This is a genomic window from Ensifer sp. ENS03 (assembly GCF_014852035.1).
In the GTDB taxonomy this organism is placed as follows: Bacteria; Pseudomonadota; Alphaproteobacteria; order Rhizobiales; family Rhizobiaceae; genus Ensifer; species Ensifer adhaerens.
This window is the reverse complement of sequence record NZ_JACVAV010000003.1, coordinates 530,247-544,303: the sequence shown is the minus strand read 5'-3', so window position 1 is coordinate 544,303 and position 14,057 is coordinate 530,247. Positions and strand designations below refer to the sequence as shown.

Genomic DNA, 14,057 nt, shown 5'->3' with positions numbered 1-14,057 from the left:
ACCAGACGTGAACGAGATACGCCTATCGGATTCGGAGATATTCAATGCGCCTGCTCCTTGTCGAGGATGAGCTGGAAATGGCGGCAGCACTCAGTGCCGCACTCAGCCGCTATGACATGATCCTCGACCATGCACCGTCGATCGACCATGCGATGGCAGCGCTGGCCAGCCAGGTTCACGACGGCATCATCCTCGACCGGCAACTGCCCGACGGCGATGGCCTGTCGCTGATCCCGCGGGTGCGTGCGTTACGATCGGGAATCCCGGTAATCGTGCTGACGGCGCGCAGCGCCATCGACGAACGGGTCAGGGGGCTCGACATGGGCGCCGACGACTATCTCGCCAAGCCGTTCGCCGTGGAGGAATTGCTGGCGCGCATCCGTGCCCTGATGCGACGTTCACCTGATATTGCGCCGATCACCGCCCGCATCGGCCAGCTGATCTTCGATTTCGAGGGCAGGCAGGCTCGTGTCGACGGCCGGGTGCTGGACCTGCCGCGGCGGGAGCTGCTGGTGCTGGAGGCTTTGGCGCGCCGGCAGGGGCGCACGGTGCAGCGTTCGACTCTGGAGGAATCCGTCTATGGCTATGACGACGAGATCCAGTCCAATTCTCTCGACGCGCATGTTTCGCGGTTGCGCCGCAAGCTCTCGGAAACCGGTGCCGGCGTTGAAATTCACAGCATCCGCGGCGTTGGCTACCTTCTGAGACCCTCTCCATGACGAACGCTTCCACCAACTCGCTGAAGAAGCGTCTGATCTGGCAGATCCTGACCTTTCAGGTGCTGCTGTTGATGGCGGTCATCGCCGGCTTCATGGCCTTGCTGACGCGCGCCGATCTCGGCGGCAAGTTCCTCGACGCCGACGCCGCGTCGATCGCGGCCGGGGCAATCCGGCCGGATCCCGCCGGTGGACTGACGCTGGTTGAGACGCCGCAACTGCTTGCCATGCGGGCCGAGTCCGCCGATTTCTGGTTCGTCGCACGCAACGAACGCGGCGACATGATCCGCAGCGGACCGGTGCCGGACGCCTATCGCAGCATTGGCGAGCACCTCGACCGCATCGCCTTTGGCGATATGCGTGACAGCATCGAGCCCTATACTCTCTCGTCGATCGTGCGCTCGGTAACCACGGACAACGGCACCTATACGGTGCTTGCCGGTGGAGGGCGGCTCTGGAGCGCGTCCTTCGCGGTGTTCATCCTGGCAAACCTTCTGCTTTTGCCGATCGTCTTGATCGTGGTGCTGATCCCGGCCTTCGCGATCCCGATCATCGTAAGGCGCGCCTTTGCCGGTCTTGCCGAAGTGGTCGACCAGGCAAAGACGATCGATGTCGAGCGCCGCGGTGCCCGGCTGCCCGATCATCGCATCCCCGGCGAAGTGCGACCGCTCGTTGAGGCGTTCAACGGCGCACTGCAGCGGCTCGATGAGGGGTACGAGCGCCGCCAGCGCTTTATCCTCGACGCGGCACACGAGCTTCGAACCCCGGTTGCGATCCTGCACACGCGCCTGGAAAGCATGGAGGCCGGCCCGCTCAGGAACCGCCTGCTGATCGATTCCAATCGCATTGCCGGGCTTGCCGAACAGTTGCTCGACCTCGAACGCATCGATCGCGACGGCACGGATTTCGGGCAGCTCGACCTGGTTTCGCTCTGCCGCGACGTGACGGCCGACCTCGCCCCGCTTGCGCTTTCGGCCGGCTGCGACCTTTCCTTCGCTCCGGGCACGGAGCGCGTCGTCGTGCGCGGCGATACCGGCGCCATCGAGCGGGCGGTCACCAACCTCGTGCGCAACGCCATCGAACACGCCGGCGGCCTGATCACGATCCGGGTGGAGCGCGGCGGCGTGATCGAGGTTACCGACGAAGGTCCCGGCATTCCGGAACGGGAACGGGCCCGGATCTTCGAGCCCTTCCATCGCCTGCAGCCGCGGGACCATGGCGCCGGCCTCGGCTTGCATCTGGTCAGCGAGATCATCGGCCGCCACAAGGGTCACATCTCGGTGGTCGATGATCCCAAGGGCGGCGCCTGCTTCCGCATCACCTTGCCTGCCGGCTAGGATTTTCCTCAGTCGGCGTATGGTTAACAGTTAACTAACAACAAAATCAGCAACTTAGATAAGTTGCGCAATGTTGATGCAATCCGTGGGGCCGACAAAGGCCGTGTACCGTCCAAACATCGCCATCCCACCCCAAAGGTGAAGCGCGCATGGGAGGACGCAAGCGCCATCAAGGCGCGTTTCCTATGCACGGAGCAAGAAAATGCGGCAGTCCAGCAAGTTTTCCATCTGGTCGGGTCTTACCCTTCTCGCCCTCTGCGGCGCACAGCCGTCCCAGGCGGCTGATTTCTCGGCCCCCACCTATCAGGACCCGCCGGCCTTCAGCTGGAGCGGCGCCTATGTCGGTGCCCATGGCGGCCTTGGCTTTACCGGCAGCCCCAACCCGTTCGCCGACCGCAATGGCGTCGCGCTCGGCGTCCAGGCCGGCTACAACATGCAGGCCGGCCCCGGCATCGTCGGGGCGGAAATCGAAGGCTCCTATCTCGGCGACACCGAGCACAAGGTCAACGGCGGCAAGCTCAAGGAGAAATGGCGCGGCGCCATCAAGGCGAAGGCGGGTCTCACCTTCGACCAGACGCTCGTCTACGGCACGGCCGGTTACGCCATGACCAGCTACAAGAAGGGCGGCGACGTGCGTAACGACGTCGGCTTCAAGGGCGGCTACCTGCTCGGCGCCGGCGTGGAACAGGCCTTTGCCGGCGGCCTCTCCGCCAAGCTCGAATACAACTACATCACGACGCCCGATGTCCGCACCCACACGAGCTCAGGCTCCAGCGAGAAAGACATCAACAGCCACGTCATCAAGGCCGGCATCAACATGCGTTTCTGACGGGTCCGACGGTTTGCGGCGGCGCTGCAACGTTCCTCCCAGCAGCGCCCCGACAGACCGATGCCCCTGCCCTGATCACTCCGCCGCTTCCCGCGCCGATCGCTCGGGCGTTGCAAGCCGGCGCCAGATCGGCGCCATGGCAGCGGCGATCTCGCCGTAAAGCGCAAAGCGCCTGTCATAATGCGCGGCAAGTGCAGGGTTTGGACGGTAGTGGCGCTCGGTCTTGACCATCGCCGCAGCACCGGCGGAGATATCGGCGAAAAGGCCGATGCCGGCGCCAGCCGTAATCGCGGCGCCGAGTGCGCCGGTCTCGCGTGAACGGGCGACCGTCACCGGCACGTCAAGCACGTCGGCGAAGATCTGCGGCCAGATCAGGCTGCGCGATCCGCCACCCGAAAGCACCGCCTCCTCGAAGCGAGCCCCAGCCGCGCGCAACGCCGCGATATGCTGGCGATGGCCGAAGGCGACGCCTTCAAGCACGGCGCGGACCAGATGACCCTTGCCGTGCCAGCCGGCGACGCCGTAGAAGCCAGCGCGCGCGTTGCCGTCCTGCTGAGCGCCATAGAGAAACGGATGGTAGAGCGGGTCATCAGAGGCCGGCGTGACCTCGGCTGCCAGCTGGCAGCAGAGATCGAAGGGCGACCGGCCATCCTTGCCGTCGTGCGGAAAGAGCTCGCGCACCAGCCATTCCAGATTGGCCGCCGACGTGGCACTCGCCTCGATCGCCATGTAGCGCTTGCGATCGAAGGTCGAGGACATGAAGAGCGGACGTGAGAGATCAGGCTGGTCGATGATCACCTGGTTGGTGCTCCAGGTGCCGGCGATGATCGAGGCAGCACCGGTGCGGGTGACGCCCGAGCCGATTGCCGAAGCGACCACGTCGAAGAGCCCACCGACAACGGGTGTGCCGGCAGCCAGACCCGTCTGCGCCGCCGCTTCCTCGGTAACGCGTCCGACGATATCGGCGCTTTCGGCGAGATCGGGCAGCAGGTCCATGTCTTCGCCGAGGCCATAGGCCTTCATTAATGCCGCATCGTAACGCCTACCGGCGACATCGAGCAGGCCCGCGCCGCTCATGTCCGAGACGTCGCTGACGCGCGCGCCGGTCAGGCGATTGATGACGAAGTCCTTGCAGAGAAACACCGTGCCGATTTTTTCAAACTGGTCAGGCCGATGGCGCTTCAGCCAGGCAAGCAGGGTCGGCGTTTGTGATGGCCAGGGCTTCTGCCCGGCGATCGGATAGGTTCGCTCGCCGACGCCTGCGGCCTGCCACTCCTCGACGAGGCCGGCGGCGCGAGTGTCGAGCGACTGTATGCCGACAAGCGGTTCTCCGTCTCGATCGAGCGCGTAGAGACCGTTGCCGTGCCCGGCGCAACCGATCGCCGCGATCTCGCTGGCATCGATGCCGGCGCGCTCGATGCAGGCGCGGATCACCACCTTGGCATGGCCCCACAGTTCGCCAAGCCCACGCTCGACATGGCCGGGCATCGGCACATGGCTGTGCCCTTCTTCCGCGGCCATCGCGATCTCGTTGCCGTCACGATCGAAAAGTACCGTCTTGATCACGGTGTTCCCGGCGTCGATCCCGAGCAGATACTTACCCATTGCCGAACCCCTCCCCAAGGTCCTTAATCCATTTGCCGGAACGCCGCCGGTGTCCTCACAGCGGCAGCGTTCCTCTTGCGCCGGAGCATCGCTGGTGAAGCGGTTCCGGCTGAGCGATTTCAACCGCGCTGGTAGAGCGCGTAGGCTTCTTCGCCGCTTACATCCTCATGGATGATCGCCATCAGGCCGCGCACAACGGCGCTCGGATTGGCGTGCTGGTAGATGTTGCGCCCATAGACCATGCCCATTGCGCCCTGACGCATCAAGGCCGCCGACTTGTCGAAGACGTTGCGCAAGTCCTCCTTGCCGCCGCCACGCACGAGAACCGGGCAGCGCGCAGCCTCGACGACCCGGTGGAAATCCTCGGCATTGGTGGTCGGGTCCGCCTTGACGATGTCAGCGCCCATCTCGCGCGCAAGCCGGGTCAGCGTCACGATCTTCTCGGCATCGCCATCGACCATGTAGCCGCCATGCTCGGTCACCGGCTGCATCACCAAGGGCTCGATCATCAACGGCATGCCGTACTTGTCGCAATCGGCCCGCACGCGCGAGATGTTGGCGACGCATTGGCGGAAGAGATCGGGCTCGTCCGGCAGCATGAAGAGGTTGACGACGACGCAGGCCGCGTCCATCGCCAGCGCGCCGATCAACGGTTCGGCCTCGTTCTGCAACACGGCCCACATGTGCCGGTGGCGGATGCGGTTATAGGGGTTGCCCATGTCGAGACGCATGACCAACGCCGGCTTGTCCTTGCCCGGCACCTCCTGCAACAGATCCGCCTGGCCAAAATTCATCTGGATCGCATCCGGTGCGGCCGCGACCAGCGCCTTGACCACGGCTGACATGTCTTCAAGACCATTGAGGAAGGAGGGTTCGTTGCAGACGCCATGATCGATCGCGACGTCGAGGCAACGTCCACCGCCGAACAGACGGTTCATCCGGACCTTGCTGTTGTTTCGCATAATGCACTCCTTTGTTCGTTCCGTACGGATAGGGTTTCCTCGTCGACGCCATGGCGCTCGACGAGAAGGGCAAGAAATCGCTTACGCTCGACCGCGACACGCGGCGGCAACCATTGCTTTTCGACGGCAAGCAAGGCGAGCACCGCATCCACCATGTCGAGCGAGAGCTCGCCGGTGATTGCAAGCGTCGTGCGGCGCAGCAGCAGGTCCTCGAGATGTTCGACGGCTTCGCTGCGGATCAGGTATTGCAGCTCGCGCGCGGAGTAATCCGGATGCGGCAAGGCATGGTCAACGCCGGCGGCGATGAGATCGGCAACGTCTCGCGCGCCCGTTCCATAGCGGACGAAAAGCACTTGCATGCGCTCCCGCGAAAGCCCGGTGGCTGCCGCAACATCATCGACCCATCGGTCGCGATCGGAGGGATAGTCTTGCCCGCCACCGATGGCACGTTCTCCGGTGCTGACATGGCGCTGTTTTGCGAGCCGTTCCAGGGTGAGGTCGGCCGCCATTTCGCCGAAGGAGCGGAACGTCGTCCATTTGCCGCCGATCATGCAGAGCACCGGCGGACCGCCCTCAACACCCTCCACGAAGGTGCAGAAATGGTCGCGCGGGATGCGACCGGTGAAGCTGTCCTGGCTCGCCGGCAGCGGCCGTACGCCCGAGAACTGGAACACCACCTCTTCCGGCCGGACGCGGATGTCTGGCAGGACGAAGGCGAGCGACTGCAGGATGTAGTCACGCTCGTCGGCTTCGCAGCGCACGGTTTCGGGATCATCGACACGAATGTCCGTCGAGCCCACCAGCACCTTGCCGAGATATGGAAAGAGGATGCAGATGCGGCCATCCTCGTTCTCGTAATAGATCATGTGGCCGTTAAGCGCTTCCATGAGTTGGGCATTGTCGATGATCAGATGCGAGCCCTTGGTGCCGCCCATCAACGAGGCCGGCTTCGACGTTGCGGGAAACAGTGCGCCGTTGGCGATATCGATCCAGCCGCCGGTGGCGTTGATGATGAGGCCGGGCTCGATCGCAGCGACCGCGCCGGTGACATCGTCCTTCAGTTCGTAGCGTCCGGGTGCGGCCAGCGTCAGTTCGGCGTAGTTCAGCGCCTGCACGTGAGAACCGGCGGCAAGCCCGTCCTTCAACAGCTCGATGCCGAGACGTTCCGGCTGGCTGACCCAGGCGTCGTAATAGGTCGCGGAACTCTTGATGTCGGGATTGAGCGCCGGCCAGCGTGCAAGCGTCGTGCGCCGCCCGCGGAAGGCATGCTTCGGCATCAGCGCCCGCTTGCGCGTCAGGAAATCATAGATGCCAAGGCCCATCTTGACGGCGACGGCGCCACGGCGGCTTGGCCGCCGCGTCAATCCCAGGAAGCGAACCGCGCCATTGGCAAGGCCCGAGAAGATGTCGAAGATCGGCACGGTCGTGGGCAGCGGCGCCACATAATGCGGCGCGTTCTTCAGCAGCCGATCGCGTTCGACCAGCGATTCCCTGACCAGGCTGAACTCGCCATTTTCGAGATAGCGAAGACCGCCATGCACCATGCGTGACAGCGCCGCACTCGCGCCCGAACAGTAGTCGTGCTTTTCGACGAGCAGCACGTTCACCCCCTGCAGCGCCAGTTCACGAAAGACGCTGAGGCCGTTGATGCCGCCGCCGAGGACGCACACGTCCACCTTCGGGCTCTTGGCGAGCCCGTTGAAAATCTCTTCCCGGTTCATGATGGCAGTCCGTTAGCTGTCCATGTTGACGAGCGTCGCCGCGATGGCCGCGTCGATCCCCGCGAGATCATCGTGATCGAGCCGGATCGTCCCGGCCCTTGCATTGTCGAGCGCTTGCGCCGGATTGCGTGCGCCGCAGAGCGCGAAAGTCACGCCCTCCTGGCAGAGCGTCCAGGCAATGACGATCTGGGCGATTGTCGCGCCATGCTTTTCTGCGACCGGCTGGATGGCCTTGGCAAAGGCCGCGACCTTTTCGCGGTTGCCGACCGAGAAGCGCGGATTGTCGCGCCGCTGGTCGTCGCCTGAAAACACCCGTTCCGGGCCGATGCCGCCGGAGAGAAGCCCGAGCGCCAACGACGAGTAGCTGAGCGTGGCGACGCCGTTGCGCCGCGTCAGCGGCAAAAGCTCCGCCTCGATCTCGCGATCGATCATGCTGAAGCGTTCCTGGATCGCGTCGAGCCCGCCGATCGCGATGTACTGTTCAAGGTCGCTACGGCCGACATTGCTGGCGCCGATCGCCCGGATCTTGCCCGCCTGGCGCAGCTCTTCGAGCGCGGCCATGGTCTCCTCGATCGGCGTCGTCGGGTCCTGCCAATGGGTGATGTAGAGGTCGATGTAATCGGTGTCGAGCCGCTTCAGGCTCTGCTCGACCTCGTGATGGGTCGCATCTCGGCCGAGGTAGCGGTGCACCGGCTTGCCGTCCTGGTCGAAGAAGTGCTTGCCCTTGTCCGTATGCCAGACGAGCCCGCACTTGGTGGTGATGATTGCCTTGTCGCGGCGGCCGGCCAAAGCCTTGCCGACGATCTCTTCCGAGCGGCCGAGGCCATAGGCCGGCGCCGTATCGATCAGCGTCACACCGGCGTCGAGCGAGGCCTGGATCGCCGCGATCGATTCCCGCTCGTCCGTGCCGCCCCACATCCAGCCGCCGATCGCCCAGGTGCCGAGCCCGACGGCCGAAGCCTTCACGCCCGATCGGCCGATCTCCCGCATCAATTGATCCCCGCTCATGCCAGAAGTCCCTTTTCGCTTGCCATGGCGAGCACGCGCTCGCCGGTCGCCTCGTCCGTCACCAGCGTGTCGAGGTGGTGTCCCCGCATGACGCTGAGGATCGGTCCGGCCTTGTTCGGTCCACTTGCCACGCCGATCTTCGTCGGGATCGAGGCGAACTCCTCGAGCGTCAGTGACACCAGCGAACGGTTGAGGCTGTAGTCACAGACACGTCCCTCATCATCGAGCAGATGGGCGAGAAGTTCGCAGCTTGCGCCAGAGCGCTCGATTGCCGCTCGGTCGGTGCTCGAAGACGGATGCAGGTCGTAGTAGCTCGAATCGTCCGAAAGGATCGAACCGATGCCGACCACCGCCACCTTCGCTTCGCGCGCCCTCCCGAAGACATCCGCCACCGAGCGCATGTTGATCAGCATCGCCCGCTCGGCGGCACTGTCGGCAAAGAGCGGCGCGTGGATCTGGAAAGACCGCCCGCCGAGCCTGTCGGCCATCATCGTCGAGACGTGGTTCACATCCGTATAGTGCTTGCCCTGGACGCAGCCGGTGCCGGGGATAACCTCGACATCGAAGCGGCGCGGCGCCTGCAGCCCCGCGACGACGGCACTGACGCCCTTGCCGCCGGTGATGCAGATCGTGTCGCCATCGCCGATCTCTTCGAGCAGCAGCCGGGCTGCCGCCTCGCCGACCGCCTGGAGTGCGGTCTGCTGATTGTCGGAAACGGTCGGCACGACGATCGCCCGGCGGATGCCGCCGATCGCAAGCAACTGCTCTTCCATGTCGACCAAGGGCTCGATCGGCGACTTGATCTTGATCTCGACCAGGCCAAGCTGACGGCCGCGCTTGATCAGCCGGTTAACGGTCGGCTGCGAGATGCCGAGCCGATCGGCGATCTGCGACTGGGTCAGTCCTTCGAGGAAATGCAGGACGAGCGCCTGATGCATCTGCCGCGCGACGACGAGTTCTTCTCGCGCACTTGAGGCCTGGGACAAAATGGGTTTGGCAATCGGCATGGTCAGGCTGCCTTCCGCTTGTGCAGCAGGTGGTCGATGGAAACGGCAGCCAAGAGAATGCACCCCTTGATCATGTCCTGCCAATAGACGGAGACGTCGAGCAGGATCAACGAGCTGGTGACGACCGAGAGAAGAGCGATACCGAGGATGGCGCCGAGGATGGTGCCCGGGCCGCCGTTGAGCGAGGCGCCGCCGATGACCGCCGCAGCGATGATGTTGAGCTCCATACCGACCCCGAAGGTGGGCGTCGCGGCGCCGAAGCGCGACATGTAGATGACGCCGGCGACACCTGCGAGCGTCGAGCAAAGCACCGTAACCCAGAATTTCACCTGCTTGGTCTTGATGCCCGAATAGAGCGCCGCCTTCTCGTTGCTGCCGGTATAGAAGACCTTGCGGAAGGCGGTCGCCCGGCGCAGCAGGAAGTCGAAGAGCACGACGACGGCGACGAAGATCAGGATGACATAAGGCACGCCGTGGAACGTGCCCTGCCCGACCGCCTTGAACGACGCCGGCAGCGTGAAGAGCGACAGCGGCGTGCCCTTGGTGATGACGAGGCAGAGGCCGCGCACGATCACCATCGCCGCCAGCGACGTGATGAAATGATTGAGCCCGACGACGGTGACGAAGAAGCCCATGATCATGCCGATCATGCTGCTGGCGAGGATGCCGACCAGCGAGGCCGTCCAGGGATCGACACCGGCGAGAAACAGCGAACCGGCCAGCACCATGGCAAAGCAGACGACCGAGCCGACGGCGAGGTCGATGCCGCCGACAATGAGCAGGATCGTCATGCCGACGACGACGATGCCTTCGACCGAAAAGCTCATCAGCATGGCGCGCATGTTGCCGAAGGTGAGAAAATGCGGCGAGGCAAAGCTCATGATGATACCGAGCGCCAGGATGATCGCGATCAGCCCCGCCTCACGCATCGTGCCGATGCGTTTCCAGGCGGGCGCCTGCGCATGCGTTGCAACCATCGTATCAACAGCCATTTCCGCCTCCCCGGCTCTATCAGTTCTTTCAGGCGACATGATCCACCATCCGGCCAGCGTCGGCCGTTTGCGTCACCCCTGAGGCCAGGCGGATCACCGCCTCCTCGCTCATTTCTCTGTCGTCAAGCTCGCCGGCGATCGCGCCTTCGCGCACGACCAGAACCCGGTCGCAAAGCCCGAGCAGCTCCGGCAGTTCCGACGAGATCACGACAATGCCGATGCCGGTTTCTGCAAGCTCGCGCAGCAGCCGGTGGATTTCGGATTTGGCGCCGACATCGATGCCGCGCGTCGGCTCGTCCATCAGGATCACTTGCGGGCGAACGGCGAGCTGCTTGGCAATCGCCACCTTCTGCTGGTTGCCGCCCGAGAGCGACGAGACCGGCATATCGATGCCGCCCATGCGCACGCCGAGCCGGCGGACGAAATCGCGGGCGAGATCGGCCTCGGCCCTGGAATTCAGCAATCCGAGCGACCCGGTCAGCGTCTTCAGATCAAGCACCGAAATATTCTGCGCGATCGACAGGTCGACGAAGACGCCGGAGCCCTTGCGATCCTCCGAGAGATAGACGATGCCGGCATCGACCGCGTCGCGGTAGTTGCCGATGCGCTGCGGCTTTCCGCGCAGCGTAATGTCGCCCTTCGACTTGGCCCTCAGACCGCAGACCGCTTCGGCGATCTCGGTACGACCGGAGCCGATCAGACCGCCGATGCCAAGAATTTCGCCCCGCTTCAGATCGAAGGAAACGGTGTCGATGCGGTCGCCATCGCTCAAGCCACGCACAGAGAGAATGGTCTCGTCCGTCCGCGCCTCCGGCGCCTGCTTTTGCGGATAGAGCTGGCTGATCTCGCGGCCGACCATGCGGCGTACGACATCATCAGCAGTCACGTCGGCGATCTTCTCGGTGACCACATGGCGGCCATCACGAAACACGGTGACGCGGTCGCAGAGCGAAAAAATCTCGGCCATGCGGTGGCTGATATAGATGATCGATATGCCCGCGGCCTTCAGGTCGCGGATGATGGCGAACAGCGCCTGCGCTTCGGCTTCCGTCAGCGCCGCGGTCGGCTCATCGAGGATCAGTACGCGGCAGTCGAGCGTCAGCGCCTTGGCAATCTCGACCAGCTGCTGGCTGGAAATGGCGAGGTCGGCGACCTTGCGGCGGACGTCGATCGGCGCCAGCCGGTTCATCACTACCTGGGCTTCGCGTTCGAGCGCGCCGTAATTCATCAGCGGCGAGCGCCGGCGGTTGGTGGCCGCCATGAACATGTTTTCCGCCACCGTCGCATCCGGGCAGAGCGCGATTTCCTGGTGGACGAGGCCGATGCCGAGCGTCTGGGCGGTCGCCGGCGAGGCGATTTTCACGGACGCTCCATCCACCAGCACCTCGCCGTCATTCGGCTGCAGCACACCGGCAATGATGTTCATCAGCGTGGATTTGCCTGCGCCGTTTTCGCCGCAGAGTGCGTGGATCTCTCCCCGCTCGAGGCGAAAATCGACCTCCGTCAGCGCCTTCACCGCACCGAAATGCTTGGTGACGCGCCGGACCTCCAGAACCGGTTGTGCTGTCATGCTGTCCTCCACCCGCAGTCCTGGCTGCCCGGAAACGACCGGGCAGCCAATTCACAATCTTACTCGTCGATGCCCTTGGTGCCACGACGCTTCAGGTACTTGTCCCAGTAGAAGTCATCGGCATTTTCGGCGGTAACGATCGAAAGGCCGTTGTCGACGAAGGGGATGCTCATCGGGTTGAAGCCGGAACGCTTGGCGTCGTTCATCGGGTCGATCAGTTCCGGGTGCTTGGCCATCCACAGGAGCATGAAGCCCATATAGCCCTGCATGCCCTGGTTCGGGTTGATCGAACCGAAGACTTCGCCGGCCTTGATCATGTCGAGGATGTTGGCGTTGACGTCGGCGCACATGACGAGGACCTTGCCGCCGCTTTCCTTGCTGGCCTGGGCCGCACCGATCGCGGAGTTGGCTTCCGGCATGAACACGGCGCCGAGGTTCGGATTGGCCTGGATGAGGCTCATCAGACCCTGATAGGCCTTGTTCGGATCCTGGTTCGAGGCGGCGCGACCGACGAGTTTCATGTCGGGCCACTTCTCGGCCATGCGATTGACGAAGGCGGTAATGCGCTTGTCGTGGTTGTCCTGGCCGGGGTTTTCAAGAACGGCATATTCGCCCTTGCCGCCCATCTTCTCGGCGATCGCGTCGGCGGCATAGATGCCTTCGCGGGTGTTGTCCGAGGTGATGAAGGAGACGCGCTTCGACAGCGGCGAGTCCGCAGCGAAGGTGACGACTGCCGTGCCCTGTTCGATCGCCCGGTTGATCGGCTCGATGAACGGATCGGAGTTCATCGGGTGCACCAGGATGCCGGCCGGGTTCTGGGCAAGCGCCTGGTCGAAAGTGGCGATCTGCTTGTTGACGTCATATTCCGGCGTGCCGGTATATTCGGTCTCGCAGCCGAACTGCTGGCCGGCCTGTTTGAACATTTCATAGACCGGGAACCAGTATTCGACGCCGGATACCATGACGTTCATGACGTATTTTTCGCCGGGCTGGCAGCGAAACGGGTTCGCCGTTTCGGCGCTTGCCGAACCTGCCCAAAACGAAGCTGCAATGACCGCCAGAGCGGTCGTGCTGAGAAATTTGCGCACGCGTCCTCCTCGAGGCCGAAGCCCCTCCCAAAAACCGATAGGGCCGTTTGTTTGCGGCCGCTGAATGTATGAGTTCGCCGGAACTCCTCCTCGACTTCCGACGATTGCGATTTAAGCCGCGGACTCAGCTTCTGTCAATATAATTCACAGCATGAATAATAATTCACGTGCGGCGTGGAAAACCTCGGGGCCGGTCCTTCAATCAGCTGTCACGCAGACCCGTTAGAGCGCGATCATGGTTACCCTGCAACAGATCGCCTTTCATGCCGGCTGCTCGCTGGCAACCGTATCGCGGGCGCTGAAGGGCGAAGGTCCCGTCAGCGACGAGATGGTGCGTCGCGTGCGCCGGGCGGCGGCCGAACTCGGCTACCGGCCGTCGCCGGCCACGGGACGCGCCACCAACCGCAGCCAGCCCGTCGTCGGCGTGCTGGTGCCAAGCGTCACCAACCCGGTGTTTGCCGCCTCGCTCGGCGGCATCCAGCACCGTTTGCAGGCGGCGAACCATGGCGTGCTGATCGCCCAATCCAATTATGATCCCGCACTCGAGGCGCGCGCCGTGCGCTCGCTGCTCGAACAGCGGCCGACCGGTCTGATCCTGACGCTCTGCGACGCCAAGACCAGCGAGGCGCTTTCGGCGGCGCTGCCGCCGACGGTGCTTCTCAACAACCGGCCGGTCGCACGCTTCGCTGCCGCCGTCACCGTCGACAATTACCGGGCCGGTTTCGATCTCACCCGCCACATCCTCGACCATGGTCACCGCCGCATCCTCGTCGTCTCCGGCCACTTCCGTTCATCCGACCGGGCGCGCCTGCGCTATGACGGCTATTTGGCCGCTATGCAGGAAGCCGGCGCCCGGCCGATGGAGGCGGTCGAGATCCCCTTCGTCGACGGCTATGAAAACCTCGACCTCGCGACGGTTCTTGCGCAGCACCGCCCGACCGCAATCATCGCTTCCAACGATCTGCTGGCGCTCGGCGTGATAGCAGCGCTGCGGCGTGAAGGCCTTTCCGTGCCTGACGATGTCTCCGTCGCCGGCTTCGACGGCATCGCGCTTGGCCGGCTGATGACGCCAACACTCACCACCATCTCGATGCCCGACGGCGACATGGGGCTCGCAGCGGCGGCGCTGTTGCTCGATATGGCCGAGAATGCGTCGGGCTGCCGCCATCTCAATCTCGACTGCCGACTCTACGCAGGCGGGACTGTTCGCCAGCTCGCGTGA

At 64.0% G+C, this 14,057-nt stretch carries 12 protein-coding genes; 4 read left to right on the top strand and 8 right to left on the bottom strand.

All coding sequences use genetic code 11. The annotated features are described in order from the left end of the window. Nucleotides 1-44 precede the first annotated feature (44 nt). The 3 genes from IB263_RS15355 (at nt 45) to IB263_RS15345 (ending at nt 2,882) form a co-directional block, all read left to right on the top strand. Nucleotides 45-719 carry a response regulator transcription factor gene (locus tag IB263_RS15355; RefSeq protein WP_034805614.1) on the top strand — a complete coding sequence of 225 codons (675 nt, stop codon included), beginning with the start codon at nt 45-47 and terminating at the stop codon, nt 717-719. Next, on the top strand, nt 716-2,053 hold the full coding sequence (locus tag IB263_RS15350) for a HAMP domain-containing sensor histidine kinase (protein WP_060521967.1): 1,338 nt from the start codon (nt 716-718) through the stop codon (nt 2,051-2,053). The genes IB263_RS15355 and IB263_RS15350 overlap by 4 nt, the downstream gene beginning before the upstream one ends. Nucleotides 2,054-2,255: 202 nt before the next feature. After that, on the top strand, nt 2,256-2,882 hold the full coding sequence (locus tag IB263_RS15345) for an outer membrane protein (protein WP_051659706.1): 627 nt from the start codon (nt 2,256-2,258) through the stop codon (nt 2,880-2,882). Nucleotides 2,883-2,957: 75 nt separating this feature from the next. Here the strand turns inward: IB263_RS15345 and IB263_RS15340 are convergent, their stop codons facing one another. From IB263_RS15340 to IB263_RS15305, 8 genes are all read right to left on the bottom strand, one after another. After that, nucleotides 2,958-4,487: an FGGY-family carbohydrate kinase gene (locus tag IB263_RS15340; protein WP_192438680.1), complete on the bottom strand. Its 1,530-nt coding sequence runs from the start codon at nt 4,485-4,487 to the stop codon at nt 2,958-2,960. Nucleotides 4,488-4,606: 119 nt separating this feature from the next. Then, entirely contained in the window at nt 4,607-5,425 is an 819-nt protein-coding gene (locus tag IB263_RS15335) for a class I fructose-bisphosphate aldolase (RefSeq protein ID WP_180316482.1), read from the bottom strand. Next, nucleotides 5,422-7,170, bottom strand: coding sequence for a glycerol-3-phosphate dehydrogenase/oxidase (locus IB263_RS15330; RefSeq protein WP_192438679.1), 1,749 nt, complete (start codon nt 7,168-7,170; stop codon nt 5,422-5,424). Before IB263_RS15330 ends, IB263_RS15335 begins: the two co-directional genes overlap by 4 nt. Nucleotides 7,171-7,182: 12 nt before the next feature. Continuing rightward, nucleotides 7,183-8,178, bottom strand: a complete 996-nt coding sequence (locus IB263_RS15325) for an aldo/keto reductase (protein WP_060601744.1) — start codon at nt 8,176-8,178, stop codon at nt 7,183-7,185. Beyond that, on the bottom strand, nt 8,175-9,185 hold the full coding sequence (locus tag IB263_RS15320) for a sugar-binding transcriptional regulator (RefSeq protein ID WP_034805596.1): 1,011 nt from the start codon (nt 9,183-9,185) through the stop codon (nt 8,175-8,177). The genes IB263_RS15325 and IB263_RS15320 overlap by 4 nt, the downstream gene beginning before the upstream one ends. A 2-nt stretch (nt 9,186-9,187) precedes the next feature. Next, entirely contained in the window at nt 9,188-10,177 is a 990-nt protein-coding gene (locus IB263_RS15315) for an ABC transporter permease (RefSeq protein ID WP_192438678.1), read from the bottom strand. Between the two features lie 28 nt (nt 10,178-10,205). After that, on the bottom strand, nt 10,206-11,747 hold the full coding sequence (locus IB263_RS15310) for a sugar ABC transporter ATP-binding protein (protein ID WP_060601747.1): 1,542 nt from the start codon (nt 11,745-11,747) through the stop codon (nt 10,206-10,208). 59 nt (nt 11,748-11,806) lie between these two features. Beyond that, nucleotides 11,807-12,835, bottom strand: coding sequence for a substrate-binding domain-containing protein (locus IB263_RS15305; protein WP_192438677.1), 1,029 nt, complete (start codon nt 12,833-12,835; stop codon nt 11,807-11,809). Between the two features lie 235 nt (nt 12,836-13,070). Between IB263_RS15305 and IB263_RS15300 the strand changes: the two genes are divergently transcribed. Next, nucleotides 13,071-14,057 carry a LacI family DNA-binding transcriptional regulator gene (locus IB263_RS15300; RefSeq protein ID WP_060581048.1) on the top strand — a complete coding sequence of 329 codons (987 nt, stop codon included), beginning with the start codon at nt 13,071-13,073 and terminating at the stop codon, nt 14,055-14,057.

Coding starts and splice junctions, on each gene's coding strand:
- IB263_RS15330 (WP_192438679.1), bottom strand. CDS start 7,170: ATGAACCGGGAAGAGATTTTCAACGGGCTCGCCAAGAGCCCGAAGGTG.
- IB263_RS15320 (WP_034805596.1), bottom strand. CDS start 9,185: ATGCCGATTGCCAAACCCATTTTGTCCCAGGCCTCAAGTGCGCGAGAA.
- IB263_RS15310 (WP_060601747.1), bottom strand. CDS start 11,747: ATGACAGCACAACCGGTTCTGGAGGTCCGGCGCGTCACCAAGCATTTC.
- IB263_RS15355 (WP_034805614.1), top strand. CDS start 45: ATGCGCCTGCTCCTTGTCGAGGATGAGCTGGAAATGGCGGCAGCACTC.
- IB263_RS15350 (WP_060521967.1), top strand. CDS start 716: ATGACGAACGCTTCCACCAACTCGCTGAAGAAGCGTCTGATCTGGCAG.
- IB263_RS15315 (WP_192438678.1), bottom strand. CDS start 10,177: ATGGCTGTTGATACGATGGTTGCAACGCATGCGCAGGCGCCCGCCTGG.
- IB263_RS15340 (WP_192438680.1), bottom strand. CDS start 4,487: ATGGGTAAGTATCTGCTCGGGATCGACGCCGGGAACACCGTGATCAAG.
- IB263_RS15335 (WP_180316482.1), bottom strand. CDS start 5,425: ATGAACCGTCTGTTCGGCGGTGGACGTTGCCTCGACGTCGCGATCGAT.
- IB263_RS15325 (WP_060601744.1), bottom strand. CDS start 8,178: ATGAGCGGGGATCAATTGATGCGGGAGATCGGCCGATCGGGCGTGAAG.
- IB263_RS15300 (WP_060581048.1), top strand. CDS start 13,071: ATGGTTACCCTGCAACAGATCGCCTTTCATGCCGGCTGCTCGCTGGCA.
- IB263_RS15345 (WP_051659706.1), top strand. CDS start 2,256: ATGCGGCAGTCCAGCAAGTTTTCCATCTGGTCGGGTCTTACCCTTCTC.